This is a genomic window from Streptococcus sp. 27098_8_113 (assembly GCF_041432545.1).
In the GTDB taxonomy this organism is placed as follows: Bacteria; Bacillota; Bacilli; order Lactobacillales; family Streptococcaceae; genus Streptococcus.
On record NZ_JAPVZU010000004.1, the window covers coordinates 66,018 to 81,194 of the forward strand.

At 43.5% G+C, this 15,177-nt stretch carries 13 protein-coding genes and 1 pseudogene; 12 read left to right on the forward strand and 2 right to left on the reverse strand.

Going from position 1 to position 15,177, the window contains the following annotated elements:
• Positions 1-259: 259 nt before the first annotated feature.
• Together mnmE and O3644_RS03765 are read right to left on the reverse strand one after the other, a co-directional pair.
• Positions 260-1,633, reverse strand: coding sequence for a tRNA uridine-5-carboxymethylaminomethyl(34) synthesis GTPase MnmE (mnmE, locus tag O3644_RS03760; protein ID WP_048764630.1), 1,374 nt, complete (start codon positions 1,631-1,633; stop codon positions 260-262).
• A gap of 219 nt (positions 1,634-1,852) precedes the next feature.
• Complete coding sequence (locus O3644_RS03765) at positions 1,853-2,470, reverse strand: CD20-like domain-containing protein (RefSeq protein ID WP_080978284.1); 618 nt, start codon at positions 2,468-2,470, stop codon at positions 1,853-1,855.
• A 226-nt stretch (positions 2,471-2,696) separates the two neighbouring features.
• On the opposite strand from O3644_RS03765, the gene rpiA reads away from it, so the two are divergent.
• The 12 genes and pseudogenes from rpiA (at position 2,697) to csm3 (ending at position 15,173) form a co-directional block, all read left to right on the forward strand.
• Positions 2,697-3,374 (forward strand): ribose-5-phosphate isomerase RpiA, encoded by a 678-nt coding sequence (gene rpiA / locus O3644_RS03770; RefSeq protein WP_048764632.1) that lies wholly within the window; start codon positions 2,697-2,699, stop codon positions 3,372-3,374.
• Positions 3,375-3,387: 13 nt separating this feature from the next.
• Positions 3,388-4,599 carry a phosphopentomutase gene (locus tag O3644_RS03775; protein ID WP_371595093.1) on the forward strand — a complete coding sequence of 404 codons (1,212 nt, stop codon included), beginning with the start codon at positions 3,388-3,390 and terminating at the stop codon, positions 4,597-4,599.
• Between the two features lie 26 nt (positions 4,600-4,625).
• Positions 4,626-5,438 (forward strand): purine-nucleoside phosphorylase, encoded by an 813-nt coding sequence (locus O3644_RS03780; protein ID WP_288930319.1) that lies wholly within the window; start codon positions 4,626-4,628, stop codon positions 5,436-5,438.
• Between the two features lie 158 nt (positions 5,439-5,596).
• Positions 5,597-6,304 (forward strand): purine-nucleoside phosphorylase, encoded by a 708-nt coding sequence (gene deoD, locus O3644_RS03785; protein ID WP_371595094.1) that lies wholly within the window; start codon positions 5,597-5,599, stop codon positions 6,302-6,304.
• Between the two features lie 2 nt (positions 6,305-6,306).
• Positions 6,307-7,083 (forward strand): hypothetical protein, encoded by a 777-nt coding sequence (locus O3644_RS03790; protein WP_371595095.1) that lies wholly within the window; start codon positions 6,307-6,309, stop codon positions 7,081-7,083.
• The gene (locus tag O3644_RS03795; protein WP_371595096.1) at positions 7,076-7,807 is read left to right on the forward strand and encodes an NAD-dependent protein deacylase; all 732 of its coding nucleotides are present in this window, start codon (positions 7,076-7,078) and stop codon (positions 7,805-7,807) included. Before O3644_RS03790 ends, O3644_RS03795 begins: the two co-directional genes overlap by 8 nt.
• A 56-nt stretch (positions 7,808-7,863) precedes the next feature.
• Positions 7,864-8,883 (forward strand): annotated as a pseudogene (cas1, locus tag O3644_RS03800) (CRISPR-associated endonuclease Cas1).
• A complete protein-coding gene (cas2, locus tag O3644_RS03805) occupies positions 8,870-9,196 on the forward strand; it encodes a CRISPR-associated endonuclease Cas2 (protein ID WP_371595097.1) in 327 nt (108 codons plus the stop codon). Before cas1 ends, cas2 begins: the two are co-directional and overlap by 14 nt.
• Before the next feature lie 1,737 nt (positions 9,197-10,933).
• Complete coding sequence (gene cas6, locus O3644_RS03810; protein ID WP_371595098.1) at positions 10,934-11,668, forward strand: CRISPR-associated endoribonuclease Cas6; 735 nt, start codon at positions 10,934-10,936, stop codon at positions 11,666-11,668.
• Positions 11,649-13,946 carry a type III-A CRISPR-associated protein Cas10/Csm1 gene (gene cas10 / locus O3644_RS03815; protein WP_371595099.1) on the forward strand — a complete coding sequence of 766 codons (2,298 nt, stop codon included), beginning with the start codon at positions 11,649-11,651 and terminating at the stop codon, positions 13,944-13,946. Before cas6 ends, cas10 begins: the two co-directional genes overlap by 20 nt.
• 130 nt (positions 13,947-14,076) lie before the next feature.
• The gene (csm2, locus tag O3644_RS03820; protein ID WP_062006035.1) at positions 14,077-14,466 is read left to right on the forward strand and encodes a type III-A CRISPR-associated protein Csm2; all 390 of its coding nucleotides are present in this window, start codon (positions 14,077-14,079) and stop codon (positions 14,464-14,466) included.
• A complete protein-coding gene (gene csm3 / locus O3644_RS03825; protein ID WP_371595100.1) occupies positions 14,463-15,173 on the forward strand; it encodes a type III-A CRISPR-associated RAMP protein Csm3 in 711 nt (236 codons plus the stop codon). The genes csm2 and csm3 overlap by 4 nt, the downstream gene beginning before the upstream one ends.
• Positions 15,174-15,177: the final 4 nt, after the last annotated feature.

Below are 15,177 nucleotides of genomic sequence, written 5' to 3' on the forward strand. Positions count from 1 at the left end.
GAGAGTGCCTCGCTTCATGATTAGGCAAATATTCAGTTAGATTGAATAGACAAACAAACACGGTTCTGTTTTTCAAGAACCGTGTTTCGTTTTCTTCGCTTTTTGGTGATTTTCAGGATTTATTTTGGTAGTACGGGCTTTGTGAAGGAGAACCTCCAACCAGCTGCGTTTTTGGATGCGCTCTCTGACGTGCCCATTCTTTCGACTTTCTAGGTATTCGCCTAGATTTTTTGCTTTAATAAATTCTGTGACTCCCATATTATTTTCCTAGGCAGAATTGGCTGAAGAGCTGGGTGATAAGCTCGTCTGGTGCAGCATCTCCAGTGATTTCACCAAGGATTTCCCAAGTGCGGGTCAGATCGACTTGGAGGAGATCTACAGGCATGCCTAGTTCCAGTCCCTGATTGACGGCTTGCAGGCTTTCGACGGCTTTTTCGATGAGAGAGATGTGACGGGCATTGGACAGATAGGTGGCGTCTTGCTCGACAATTCCAGCATTCTCAAAGAAGAGCTGATTGATGCGATCCTCGATTTTATCAATATTTTGGTTGTGGAGGACGGAAATCTTGATAGCATCTGCTGGCAGCTGATCCAGTTCAATCCTCTCTTCAAGGTCAGTCTTGTTAAGCAGGACGATGCGATTGCTGTCTTGGCTGATTTCAAGTAATTGTTTGTCTTGGTCAGTTAGTTGCTCGCTGGCATTGAGAACCAAGAGAACCAAGTCGGCTTCCTGTAAGGCTTTTTTAGAGCGCTCAACGCCAATCTGCTCCACAAGGTCATCCGTTTCCCGAATCCCTGCGGTATCGATGAGCTTGAGCGGTACGCCGTTAATATTGACATACTCCTCGATCACATCACGAGTTGTCCCCTCGATATCGGTCACAATAGCCTTGTCCTCGCGCAGAAGATTGTTGAGGAGGCTGGATTTGCCAACATTAGGTCGACCGATGATGGCAGTGGAAATCCCTTCACGCAGAATCTTGCCGCGTCGAGCAGTTTTGAGGAGATGGGTCAGAAGTTGCTCGAATTCAAGTGTTTTTTCACGAATGATTTCTGTCGTTGCTTCCTCAACATCGTCGTACTCAGGATAGTCGATATTGACCTCGACCTGAGCCAGTGTGTCGAGGATTTCCTGACGGGTGCTATTGATAAGGTCGGAAAGAGAGCCGTCCAGCTGCTTGACAGCATTGTTCATGGCTTTATCGGTCTTGGCCCGGATGATATCCATGACAGCCTCAGCCTGAGTCAAATCCACGCGCCCGTTGAGAAAGGCTCGCTTGGTAAATTCTCCAGGCTCTGCCATTCTAGCCCCTTCTCGGATAGCAAGCTGTAGGATTTCATTGGTCACCGCAATCCCACCGTGGGTGTTGATCTCGATGATATCTTCACGGGTGAAAGTCTTGGGAGAGCGCATGGCCCCGACCATGACCTCATCCAGAATCTCTTGATTTTGAGGGTCAACGATATGGCCGTAGTTGAGTGTGTGGCTGGCCACTTTGCTTAGATCCTTACCTTTAAAGATTTTTTGGGCAATAGCAAAGCTGTCAGTCCCGCTTAGTCTGACGATACCGATGGCTCCTTCCCCAAGAGGGGTCGAAATCGCAGCGATGGTATCAAATTCTCGTGTTATCATGTATATCCTTTCTGGAAGTCTGTTTTGCAAGTATCTGCCCAAAATTCACCCAAAAAGTTTCTGAGACTTTTGCAGAATTTTGTACTTTTTATGCATTAATTGATAGATTTAATCTGTAAAGTGAGAGTAAAGAGTAAGATGCGACTGACGGCTAGAGTTCTTTCCTTAATTTTATCAATATTGGCCGAAGAAACACAGCTGTCGGGTAGGAAATTTATGTTATTCTAAACCTGTTCCTATCTTGCTAGTCAGTAGGAAAGAACCGTCTTCGTTTTTTGAAAAAGTTAGGATGACAGCTTGATATTTGCTTCCTTCTGGTAAGTAGGTGATGGTTTTTATTTCAGATCCGCTGACAGTAGAAGTAGTTTCGTCAGTTGGTTTGCCGTGGTCGCGAATGACGTCGTCGTATTTTGTTCCGCCTGCACCTTTTTTCAAAATATCGCCCTCTTTGAGTGCATCAAATTCTGCTTTTGTCCATGTAGACTTTGTATTTTCTTCTTTTTCCTTTTCTTCTTCTCTTTCTGACGAATCAATATAGGAACGATAAGAGCTTGAAAGAGTATCAAACCTTTTTCCCATTTCATTAAACATACGGGAATAGAATGATAGAGTGACAAGTGCAATGATTAAGGAGAAAAAGGAAATGACAGAGCCAATTATAGCCAAAGTTTTCGGTTTCTTTTGGTTAATAATGAGGCCGATAATAGCCAAGATAAGAGCAATAGTGCCGATAAAAAAAGATAGATAATTGATGATTGGTATCCAGGAGCCAAGTAAAGCGATTGCTCCAAAGACAATGGCTAAAATACCTAAAACTTTATTTTCTTGCTGCATCATAACAACCTCCTCAGATTTTCTATAGCTTACTACTTGAAATATGTATTTCTTTCAATAATTTACCTATCTTCATTGTAGCGTAAAATAGAACTAGGAGCAAGATTTTAAGGAGATTTTCGTAAAATGAAGCACTGTTAAAATGCGATGAACCGTTTAAAGAGCTGAAAACACTTTCAAATTTCAAAGAATTGTGATATACTAAACATAGTTGATTTGAGGAGGTGCTATGGAAACTCTAAAGAAACTGGCAGGCATCAAGGCTGCTGAATTTGTCGAAGACGGGATGGTGGTCGGTCTGGGAACAGGTTCGACTGCTTACTATTTTGTCGAGGAAATTGGTCGACGTATCAAAGAGGAAGGCCTGCAGATTACTGCAGTCACGACCTCTAGCGTGACTAGCAAGCAAGCAGAAGGCTTGGGAATTCCGCTGAAATCCATTGATGAAGTGGATCAGGTCGATGTGACCGTTGATGGAGCTGATGAAGTGGATCCTCAGTTCAACGGCATCAAAGGCGGAGGCGGAGCCTTGCTCATGGAGAAAGTTGTCGCGACACCTACCAAGGACTACATCTGGGTGGTTGATGAAAGCAAATTGGTTCAAAAGCTAGGTGCTTTCAAGCTGCCAGTCGAAGTAGTGCAATATGGTGCAGAGCAAGTTTTCCGTCGATTTGTAGAGGCAGGCTACAAGCCAAGTTTCCGTGAAAAAAATGGCCAACGTTTTATCACGGATATGCAGAATTTCATTATCGATTTGGATCTAGGTGTAATCGAAAATCCAGTCGAATTTGGCCGAGAATTAGATCATATCGTGGGCGTTGTTGAGCACGGCCTTTTCACACAAATGGTCAACAAGGTGATCGTCGCTGGTCAAGGTGGCGTAAACATTTTAGAAGCAAATAACTAGAAAAGAGGTTTTCATGTCAAAATTTAATCGTATTCACTTAGTCGTTATGGACTCAGTCGGAATTGGGGCAGCACCAGATGCTAACAATTTTGTTAATGCAGGGGTGCCAGATGGTGCTTCCGATACGCTGGGACATATTTCCAAAGCAGTCGGTCTAGACGTGCCAAATATGGCTAAGCTAGGTCTGGGCAATATCGAGCGTGAGCAAGCGCTAAAAACTGTACCAGCTGAGGAAAATCCAAGTGGTTACTATACTAAATTAGAAGAAGTTTCTTTAGGTAAAGACACGATGACTGGCCACTGGGAAATCATGGGTCTGAACATTACTGAGCCTTTTGATACTTTCTGGAACGGCTTCCCAGAGGAAATCTTGACTAAAATTGAAGAATTTTCTGGCCGTAAAGTTATTCGTGAGGCAAACAAACCTTATTCTGGAACGGCTGTTATTGATGACTTTGGTCCTCGTCAGATGGAAACTGGCGAATTGATCATCTATACTTCTGCTGACCCAGTGCTTCAAATTGCGGCCCACGAAGAAGTAATTCCTTTGGACGAGCTCTATCGTATCTGTGAATACGCTCGCTCAATTACCTTGGAACGCCCTGCACTTCTGGGACGGATCATCGCTCGCCCTTATGTGGGTGAGCCAGGCAACTTCACTCGTACAGCCAATCGCCATGACTATGCAGTCTCTCCATTTGAGCCAACTGTTTTGGACAAGCTCAATGAAGCTGGTATTGATACTTATTCAGTTGGTAAGATTAACGATATCTTCAACGGCGCTGGAATTAACCATGACATGGGACACAATAAGTCTAACAATCATGGTGTAGATACTTTGGTCAAAGCCCTGAAAGACGAAAACTTCAAGCAAGGTTTCTCATTCACTAACCTAGTAGACTTTGATGCTCTTTATGGTCACCGCCGTGATCCACATGGCTATCGCGACTGCCTGGAAGAGTTTGATGCTCGCATCCCAGAAATTATTGAAAACATGCGTGAAGATGACTTGCTCATGATTACTGCTGACCATGGTAATGATCCGACCTATGCCGGAACGGACCACACTCGTGAGTACATTCCGCTCTTGGTTTTTGGTAAAACCCTCAAGGGGAATGGTCACTTGCCTGTCGGACACTTTGCGGACATTTCAGCAACCATCGCTGACAACTTCGGTGTCGACAAGGCCATGATTGGTGAAAGCTTCTTGGACAAATTGGTATAAGCATAAGAGAGTGAGGAAAATATTTTATGACAACATTATCTGAGAAAATCAAAGCAACGGCCGCCTTTCTGAAAGAAAAAGGCATGACAGAACCTGAGTTTGGCTTGATTTTGGGATCTGGTTTGGGAGAATTGGCTTCTGAAATTGAAAATGCTGTCAGTCTTGACTATGCGGATATTCCAAACTGGGGTCGCTCAACTGTTGTTGGTCACGCTGGTAAATTAGTCTATGGAGACTTGGCAGGCCGCAAAGTCTTGGCTCTGCAAGGCCGTTTCCATTTCTACGAGGGAAATCCTCTCGAAGTCGTTACTTTCCCAGTGCGTGTGATGAAGGCTCTCGGTGCGACAGGTGTTATTGTGACCAATGCTGCCGGTGGTATCGGCTATGGTCCTGGTACGCTTATGGCCATCACTGACCACATCAATATGACTGGCCAAAATCCTTTGATCGGTGAAAACTTGGATGAATTTGGTCCACGTTTCCCTGATATGTCTAAATCTTATACACCAGAATACCGTGCAACTGCTCATCAAGTCGCTGATAAGCTTGGCATTAAGCTGGATGACGGTGTCTATATCGGTGTGACTGGTCCAACTTACGAAACGCCAGCAGAAATCCGTGCTTATAAGACGCTCGGAGCGGATGCAGTCGGCATGTCTACTGTTCCCGAAGTCATCGTGGCTGCCCACTCAGGATTGAAAGTTCTCGGAATTTCATGCATTACCAATCATGCTGCCGGCTTCCAAGAAGAACTCAACCATGAGGAAGTGGTTGAAGTAACAGAGCGTGTCAAAGGTGATTTCAAACGACTACTTAAAGCCATTCTTGCTGAATTGTAAGAAAATAAAATATTAAACGAAGGAAAGGTAGAGTGAAGTGTTCAGATTTGAACACGAGCGGAAAACTTGGAAAATAGATAATCTGACCGAGAAATCAGGATTTCTCGTCAGATTCCTAATTTTCAGTCGTTTTCTTGTCGCTCTTTGTATCATAAATTATGTCTATCCATATTGCTGCTAAACAAGGTGAGATTGCTGATAAAATTCTCTTGCCGGGTGATCCGCTTCGTGCCAAGTTTATTGCGGAGAATTTCCTAGAAGATGCCGTTTGCTTTAACGAAGTGCGGAACATGTTTGGCTACACTGGTACTTACAATGGTCAGCGGGTTTCTGTCATGGGAACTGGGATGGGGATGCCATCCATTTCGATTTATGCGCGCGAGTTGATTGTGGACTACGGTGTGAAGAAATTGATCCGCGTGGGAACGGCTGGTTCGCTCAATGCAGATGTTCACGTTCGTGAATTGGTTCTGGCGCAAGCGGCTGCGACCAACTCAAACATTATCCGCAATGACTGGCCTCAGTATGATTTTCCTCAGATTGCCAGCTTTGATTTGCTGGACAAGGCTTATCATATCGCCAAAGACTTGGGTATGACAACCCATGTTGGGAATGTCTTGTCGTCAGATGTTTTCTATTCGAACTATTTTGAAAAAAATATCGAGCTGGGTAAATGGGGCGTGAAAGCTGTTGAGATGGAAGCTGCGGCACTTTACTATCTGGCTGCCCAGCACCAAGTAGATGCCCTAGCTATCATGACCGTTTCTGATAGTTTGGTCAACCCTGACGAGGATACGACGGCAGAGGAACGGCAAAATACCTTCACCGATATGATGAAGGTTGGTCTGGAAACCTTGATCGATTAAGCATGAATCTAGATTTAAAAGAGGAAATTCTCTTTGCGATTTCCCGTTATGACTATGCTTATGCCTATAAACTGGCACAGAAGTTGATGGGAAGTTCCTCGATTGTAACCAGCCTATTGGCTATTCTGGCAGAGCGCAGAGAGCTCAATATTCTGCCAGCCATGGATGAAGAGTTGAAGACTGCCTTGCAGACGCAAAGTGGTTTTCAGCTTTTTTGTCATACCGATTTGGCTGACGAGCAGCTAGCCAATTATCTCTACGATTTGGAAGCCAAGCTGCGCAACGAGCAGATTATCGACTTTGTTCGAGCGGTCAGTCCAGCGATTTATCGGATTTTCATGCGCTTGATCAAGCTGGAAATCCCTGATATTGACCACTTTATCCATAATTCTCGTGAGGCCAGCTATGACCGTTGGAAGTTTGAGAGGATGCGGGAGTCATACTATACCGTCTTGCAGCTTTTTCATGCAGAAAGCACGGTCAATTCATCCAGTCTGACAGAGTTGATTCTGCATTTGGATTTACCGGAGTCTGTCAAGAAAGAGGTCAGACAGCTACGGGAATTGGAGAAGTCAGTCCGAAATCCGCTGGCTCATCTGATTAAGCCCTTTGATGAGGCAGAATTATATCGGACAACGGGCTTTTCGTCCCAGCATTTTATGGATATTTTGGTGGATTTGGCGCGCTTCACAGGGATTGTCTACGATCGGGAACATTTTTATTTTGATGAGGCAAATCGCTTGGTTAGAGCTTTATTGACAGGAGAGGAAAATGGATAAAATACAGCAGTTGCAAGACATGATTGACCAAAGTCGGCATATCGTCTTTTTCGGTGGGGCGGGTGTCTCGACCGAGTCTAATATCCCTGACTTTCGTAGTTCGGATGGGATTTACAGTGTCAAGTTGAGTCGGCATTTTACGGCAGAGCAGCTAGTTTCCCATACCATGTTTGAGCGCTACCCGCAGGAGTTTTTCGACTTTTACAAGAAATACCTGCTCTATCCAGATGCCAAGCCCAATACGGCTCACGCCTATCTGGCTCATTTGGAGAAGACCGGCAAGCTCAAGGCTGTGGTGACGCAAAATATTGATAGTCTGCACGAAATGGCTGGCACAAAAAATGTCCTCAAGTTGCACGGCAGTGCGGATAGAAATTTCTGTCTAAAATGTCAGCGATTTTACGATTTGGAGGCATTTCTAGCTCTGTCTGGGACGGTGCCTTACTGTCCTGACTGCGGCGGTGTGATCAAGCCTGATGTGACCCTCTATGAAGAGCCCTTGGATATGGAGACTTTCCAGCAAGCTGCGCAGGCCATTCATCAAGCCGACCTGCTAATCATCGGGGGCACTTCCTTGGTTGTCTATCCCGCAGTCAGTCTCATCCAGTACTTCGCTGGCAAGCATCTGGTCGTCATCAACAAGACCAGCATTCCACAGGACAAGCAAGCTGACCTCGTCATCGAAGGCAAGATTGGGGAAGTTTTTGCGCATTTGAGGCAGTAAAACTAAAAATGTTTTTTGCTAGAAATGTTTGGTTAGAAAATTAAAATAGGATTTTTATGGCTGATTTATATATTCAAAATTCGTCTTGTAGCTTGTCGGTGAGGGAGCAGCGTGTGCTTGTGAGAAACGAGGAGCAGATCCTTTTGAAAGAAATTTCTTTTAATCTGATTGATAATATCTTGGTCTTTGGTAATGCTCAGCTGTCTACTCAGCTACTGAAAGTCTTGGCTAATAGGGACATTTTTGTGTTCTATTTCTCGAGCAAGGGCGAGTTTCTATTTTCCCTTGATTCCTTTAGGAAGGAAGATTTTGAAAAGCAGCGCAGTCAGGCTCGGGCTTCTTTTGACTCGGACTTTTGCTTGGGCATTGCTCGGAAAATCGCTGCGGCCAAGATCGGAAATCAGCTCAATCTGCTCCAGGCTTTTGACGAAAATGACTTGCTGGATGAGGAGGATTTCAAACGCTTTGGAGATGCGCTGGTGAATCTCGAGCAAGCGAGAAGCGTCGCGGAAATTATGGGAATCGAAGGGCGACTAGCCAAATCCTACTTTTACCTCTTGAACTTACTGGTCATTGATGGTTTTCATTTTTCTGATCGGAGTCGCAGGCCAGCTATGGACAAGTTTAATACCCTGCTAAACTTTGGTTACTCTATTCTTTATTCTTGCTTTATGGGCTTAATTCGCAAGAATGGTCTGAGCTTGGGCTTTGGTGTGATGCATCAGCCACATGACCATCATGCTGTCTTGGCGAGTGACTTGATGGAGGAATAGCGACCGGTGATCGTGGATGATACGGTGCTGGGACTGGTCAACCGTCAGGAAATTCTTGAAGAGCATTTCGTTGAGAAGGAAGAAGGTATCTTTTTGACACCTGAAGGAATCGAGATCTTTTCTCGGGCTATGAGGGAGAGGATCTTGGAGATTCATCACTATGTCGAGCTGGATAAGAATCGCTACACTTTTCTATATGCGGCGGATCAGCAAATCAAATCCTTGATCCGAAGCTTTGAAGCCTTGGATCCAGCAGAGTATGTGTCTAGCTATACAGGAGGAGGGAAAGATGGTCTTCTTTAATCTTGATGATGATGAAAAAGAGTTTGCCAGAAAGAAAACAAAATTTTGTCTGGTTATTTACGATATCGTCAGCAATAAGCGGCGCTTGAAGCTATCAAAGCTTTTAGAATGCTATGGCGTGAGGGTTCAGCGCTCCTGCTTTGAGATGACTCTTGAGAAGCTGGACTTTGACTGCCTGGTGAGAGAACTGAGAGCCTTTTATCAGGCAGAAGAAGGGGACAATATCATTATCTATCTGGGGCATAAGGAAGAGAGGATTGTTTTTAATCCTTATGCTAGCGCGGAGTTGCTAGAGGATATTTTGTTCTTTTAAGCTGTTATTTCTGGGCTAGACATGGTATAATGGACTTAGGTTTTAGCTAGTTTCTAAGGGGTACAAGATGTGGTGGGGCTCTTTTGAGGCTTTATACAAGATATGCTGTTAGCCCCCCCCCTAATCCTCGCGAGGGGACGGAAACCTAATGCCAGATGCTCGCACCTCAAACTCAGCTGGTTAGAGCCTCCCTAATCCTCGAAAGGGTACGGAAACGGCTTTTCCGCTGGCTTTTCCGCTGGTTTTTCTGGTTAGACCCCCCTAATCCTCGCGAGGGTACGGAAACGTATCGGCCTGCACTCGGATGCTGTTGCGATTATCGTTAGAGCCTCTCTAATCCTCGAGAGGGTACGGAAACTTTTTATTCCTCCTCGGCAAAAAATCTATACAATACGTTAGAACCCCCAAAATCCTCGAGAGGGGACGGAAACTCTACGTCATCACGGTCGAATGGAGATTCATCATCTGTTAGTTCCCCCCTAATCCTCGATAGGGTACGGAAACTGAACGTAGGCTTTGTAAAACTCTTCTGGTTTTTCCGTTAGAACCCTCCATATCCTCGATAGGGTACGGAAACTGATGGTTGTTAGCCTTAGATTTGGCAATACGTTCGTTAGAACTCCCCTAATCCTCGAGAGGGAACGGAAACCCATTTCCGAGTCTCCAGTTGTCGCGCTCCCAGTCCGTTAGAACCCTCCATATCCTCGCGAGGGGACGGAAAACCACCAATCTTTTTAAATTTATCTTGAAATTTATTTCGTTAGACCCCCCTAATCCTCGAGAGGGGACGGAAACAGACTGTTTCTTTACCAGAAGGAGAAACTAATTTGGGTTAGACCCCCTAATCCTCGCGAGGGTACGGAAACGCGATAAAGTACAAAGAGACAAATAACGGCTCTTTTGTTAGGACCCTCCATATCCTCGAGAGGGAACGGAAATTTATGTTTGTTAATCATCACGTCCTGCCGCTTGTGTTAGACCCACTTAATCTTCGCAAGGGGACGGAAACTATCGTTTACCTCCTACAGTCAAATAAGCATTATGTTAGAATCCCCCAAATTCTCGCGAGGGAACGGAAACAAATAAAGATCCATACCTGTTTGCACGTAAGCCTTGTAGGTTAGACCCCCCAATCCTCGCGAGGGTACGGAAACCTACCGATCAAAATAACGCGATTATACATAATATGTTAGAACCCCCCAAATCCTCGCGAGGGGACGGAAACTTATCTTTAAAGTACCAATAACAGACTCCTTTCCTGTTAGAGCCCCCTAATCCTCGAGAGGGTACGGAAACTGATGATCATAGTGCGTGCCGATAAATTGCCATTTGTTAGACCCCCCATAATCCTCGCGAGGGGACGGAAACTATGGTTGACGGTTGCTTGTACTTCTGTCATGATACGGTTAGACCCCCCCTAATCCTCGCGAGGGGACGGAAACGTTCTAAATTTTGCATTTGATCACTCCTTTTGCGTTAGATCCTCCCCTAATCCTCGAGAGGGGACAGAGTGGATAGGGGCTTTTTTAGTTTCCCTCAGATTCTTGGTTTGCCAAGAAAGAAGGATCTTGACTGCTTAAGCTCGTTTTTTTTAATACTTCAAAAAATATTGACAACGCTTTCAAAGATTGATATAATAATCTCAGTAAATAATAATCGTTCTAAAGGGCGCCATGAAATCGGTGAAACATATTTTTGCCTTTTTCGGGCGTTTTTGCAGTATAGAGAGGAGACCGTGTGAAGAAAGTAGAGTTACATTTATCAAAGACAAGACTAAAAGACGAAGAATTGGTCAGTAAGCTTCAGGGCTTTTTGATGGCGCAGATTTCGCCAGACTTTGCGACCTTTCTCCATGAGCAGGAGACCAATCCCTACTCGATGAACCTGAGCTCCACGCGTGATGAGTCGGTATGGGTTGTCAATTTGCTTTCAGAAGAGGCGGAACAGCAAATGCTAGCTCCCTTATTAAACTTGGAAACCATCAAGCTAGAGAGCTGTGCTGAGGAAATCCTTGTCAAAAAGGTGGAAATCCACTCCTTGTCCCAGCAGACCTTGCTGGATATTTACCAAGATGATGATGCTTCCCACCTGATACGCGTGCATTTTTATACGCCAACGACCTTTAAGCGACAGGGGCAGTTTGTGCTATTTCCAGACACGCGCCTGATTTTTCAAAGTTTGATGCAGAAATACAGTCGACTGGTGGAAGGAAGAGCGGAAATCGAAGAGGAGACCCTGCAGTTTTTAGCAGACCATAGTCAAATCACCAGCTATCATCTAAAAAGTCATTATTTTCCAATTCATGGACGAAAATACCCCGCCTTTGAAGGCAGGGTGACGATACAGATAAAGGGAGCATCCACGCTCAAAGCTTATGCCCAGATGCTCCTAAGATTCGGTGAATATGCCGGAGTCGGCACAAAGTGTAGCCTAGGAATGGGAGGGATGAGAATTGAAGAAAGAAAAGGTTGATTTGATTTACTGTGCCTTGTTTCACAATCTTGGCCGTATTGTCAGTCGTTCACTTGGCCAGTCTGATGATATAGACTTAGGAAAAGCATGGTTAAAGAAACAACTTCCTCAGCTGGATTTGTATGAAGATAGCAGAGCAGGAAAGATCGTTAGCTTAGCAGATCGTATTGCAAGTGGTTTACCAGATGATAGAAAGGTTATGTCAGATAAACTTTTCTACCCTCAAGCAGATATTTTTAATGCTTTCAAAGAGGACAAGGGTTCTCGTTATCAGAAATTTGAAGTTCTGACAGATGATAGTGAACTCAATATTGCCAGCCACGAAGCAGTTGATATTAGTCAAGACTGCTATGAGGAACTACTGAATATTTTGACTGAAAAACTACAAGAACTTCCCTTAGAGGAAGAAAACTTGCCATCCTTTTTCAATCTTTGGCGGATTTTGTTTTCGAAAGTACCTCTACTTCCTGGCGACAAGGAGCTGGGAGATCTCTCTCTGGCAGAGCATAGTAGATTAACAGTTGCTTTTGCTACTGCGATTTTCGATTATCTGGAAAATCAAGGTCAAGATTCTCTGCTAGATGATTCATCGAATCTCTATACAGAATCTGCTTTCTTACTAGCTAGTTTTGATTTATCTGGCATCCAGGACTTTATTTACAATATCGCCAGCAAAGGGGCTGCTAAGCAACTCAAGGCTCGCAGTCTTTATCTGGAATTTATGAGTGAGAATATTGTGGATAGCCTCTTGGAGAAGTTGGCGCTATCACGCGCTAGTGCCCTTTATGTCGGTGGAGGCCATGCCTATTTCGTTTTACCAAATACAGAAACTACAGTGGCAGCTTTGGAGCAATTTGAAATAGAATTTAACAGTTTCCTCCTGAAGCATTTTCAGACGGGTCTCTATGTTGCTTTTGGTTGGGCACCATTTGCCGCAGAGCAGATTATGAAATATCGTTATGGCTCGGTTGCCAGCTATCTACAACACTATCGCGAGATTTACCAAGAAACTAGCCGGATGATTTCTGAAAAGAAAATCTCTCGCTACGATGCAACTACTTTGCGAGAGCTCAATAAGGGTGGTAAACAGTCTGAACGGGAGTGTGAAATTTGCCATGCAGTTGGGGAGATTGAGATGCTGCGGATAGGTGGCGAGGATGTGCAAAATCTCTGTCCTATTTGTCGTGAGCTTAGAAGTTTTGCTGCTAAAATTCATACTTTTGACGATACTGAAAATCCTGAAAGGGAAGACTATTATTATTTTCAAATTGTAGAGGGAGAAGAAGGACTGCCAATTGGCCCTGAAACTGTATTGCTGGCTGTGGATGAAGCAAATATTTCCACCTCAGGTCGCTTATATGTGAAAAATAAATTTTCTACGAACAAGGCTGGTATTCATGTCTTTATAGGAGACCGTCAGGCAGCGAATATTGAAGACTATGCAGGTCTGTCTCAAAAAGATATCGAAGGAACTGAGGGAGTAGCTAAGGGAATTAAGCGGCTGGCCGTTTTGCGTTTGGATGTAGACAATCTAGGTGCAGCTTTTATGGCTGGATTTTCTAAGCAGGAAGGTGGAAGTTATAATACTCTTGCTCGCTCTGCTGTATTTTCTCAGCAGATGAGTCTTTTCTTTAAGTTTCACATTAACCAATTTGCAAAGGATAAGAATTTGACGATTATCTATGCAGGTGGTGATGATGTATTTGCGATTGGCAGCTGGCAGGATGTTATAGATTTTGCGGTTGATATTAGGCAGAAATTTATTGCTTTTACAAATGGGAAGTTAACCTTATCTGCAGGCGTCGGGCTTTATCCAGATAAAACTCCGATTCATCTGATGGCTTTGGATGCTGGACAACTTGAAGAGGCCGCCAAAGACAATGGTAAAGATAGTATTTCTCTTTTCAATGAACGGTACACTTTCAAGTTTGATGACTTTATTAATGAGATTTACAAAGGGAAATTGAAGGATATTCGGAGATATTTCTCTGGTCAGAAGGAGCGGGGTATCAATTTTCTCTATCGCTTGGTTGAACTTTTGCAACTTAATGACAAAGAAATGTATAAGTCACACGGATCTTCTGATGATAGAAGGATGAATGTTGCCCGCTTAGCCTACCTATTGGCGCGAATGGAAGATGAAGCCAGCAAAGAGGAGAAGGAACATTTCAGAGAATTCAAAAATGCTTTTTGGAATTGGTATAAGAGTAGCAGTAAAACACAGAGAGAAGCAGAGTTAGCTCTCATCTACTATCTATATGAGATTAGAAAGGTATAAAAAGATGGCACCGTACGAAAAAAATAAAAATAACCGAAATAACGGTGGAAAGAAATTTCAAAACAATCGTAATCAAGATAGATATGGTAATCAAAGTAATGTCCAAAACTGTTTCAAGCTTGAGCCGCCTATTTTGACGGATGATTATGTTGATAAGGCGGAGAAGGTTATTCGTAAGTTGGATAATTCAGGGAAATACGAAAAAGGACCAAGTAAGGGCAAGATGAAATTCAAATTAACCAGTACACAAATTCGTAATTTAGCAGCCTTGACCAGCAATCTTTTTGACGAAAGTAAAACCAAAAATGATATTGAGGAATTAAGAGAAAAAATTTCCTATTTGAGGATTCAGTTTGTTTACCAATCTGGAAGAGAACCAGCTGTAGAAGATTTTGTTAAAAAAGCAGCTTTGTTAGAAGCGTTGAAAGAAATTCAAGATATACCGAGTTTGCAGCGCTTCTGTCGGTATATGGAAGCTTTGATTGCATATTTTAAATTCAACGGAGGAAGAGATCAATGACCTATTCAAAAGTAAAAATTTCAGGAATTATTGAGCTGAAAAGCGGACTTCATATTGGGACCAGTAATGCCTTTGCAGCTATTGGCGCTACCAATAATCCCATTATCAAAGATCCTCTTACGAATCTTCCCTATATTCCTGGCTCCACTTTAAAGGGAAAAATGCGCAGCTTGCTTTATCGAACAGTCTATAATAACAATACAAGTGATGAATTAAGCAATGATAGTGAGGAAATTAGCCGTCTCTTCGGGAATGCAAAAAAATGTAAAATTGGCCGCTTGGTTTTTCGAGATGCCTTTCTAAATAACAAAGAAGAGCTAGGTAAAAGAGTATCTACTTACACAGAAGTTAAGTTTGAAAATACTATCAATCGCATTACAGCTGAAGCAACTCCACGACAAGTTGAGCGAGCTATTCGTGAAAGTCAATTTGCTTTTGAGATTATCTATTCTATCCAGGAGAAAGAACTCACTGAGGTAGAAAAGGACATGGAAATTCTCAAAGCTGGTTTTGAATTGTTGGAATGGGATTACTTAGGCGGTTCTGGTAGTCGTGGCTATGGTAAAGTGTGTTTTAAAGACTTTGAGGTTAAGACTGTCTTTGGTGAATTTGATAAAGATAGGATTATAGAAGCTCTGAAGCCATATACTAAGGATGAGTCCGATGGTGGAGAAAGTGCAGAGAATCCAGATTCGGATATTAAGTAAGGAG

What these genes read in the sequence shown, in the direction of transcription:
- rpiA (WP_048764632.1), top strand. Translation starts at nt 2,697, where the DNA reads ATGGAAACTCTAAAGAAACTGGCAGGCATCAAGGCTGCTGAATTTGTC.
- cas2 (WP_371595097.1), top strand. Translation starts at nt 8,870, where the DNA reads ATGGTCTTCTTTAATCTTGATGATGATGAAAAAGAGTTTGCCAGAAAG.
- mnmE (WP_048764630.1), bottom strand. Translation starts at nt 1,633, where the DNA reads ATGATAACACGAGAATTTGATACCATCGCTGCGATTTCGACCCCTCTT.
- O3644_RS03765 (WP_080978284.1), bottom strand. Translation starts at nt 2,470, where the DNA reads ATGATGCAGCAAGAAAATAAAGTTTTAGGTATTTTAGCCATTGTCTTT.
- O3644_RS03795 (WP_371595096.1), top strand. Translation starts at nt 7,076, where the DNA reads ATGGATAAAATACAGCAGTTGCAAGACATGATTGACCAAAGTCGGCAT.
- O3644_RS03790 (WP_371595095.1), top strand. Translation starts at nt 6,307, where the DNA reads ATGAATCTAGATTTAAAAGAGGAAATTCTCTTTGCGATTTCCCGTTAT.
- csm3 (WP_371595100.1), top strand. Translation starts at nt 14,463, where the DNA reads ATGACCTATTCAAAAGTAAAAATTTCAGGAATTATTGAGCTGAAAAGC.
- O3644_RS03775 (WP_371595093.1), top strand. Translation starts at nt 3,388, where the DNA reads ATGTCAAAATTTAATCGTATTCACTTAGTCGTTATGGACTCAGTCGGA.
- O3644_RS03780 (WP_288930319.1), top strand. Translation starts at nt 4,626, where the DNA reads ATGACAACATTATCTGAGAAAATCAAAGCAACGGCCGCCTTTCTGAAA.
- deoD (WP_371595094.1), top strand. Translation starts at nt 5,597, where the DNA reads ATGTCTATCCATATTGCTGCTAAACAAGGTGAGATTGCTGATAAAATT.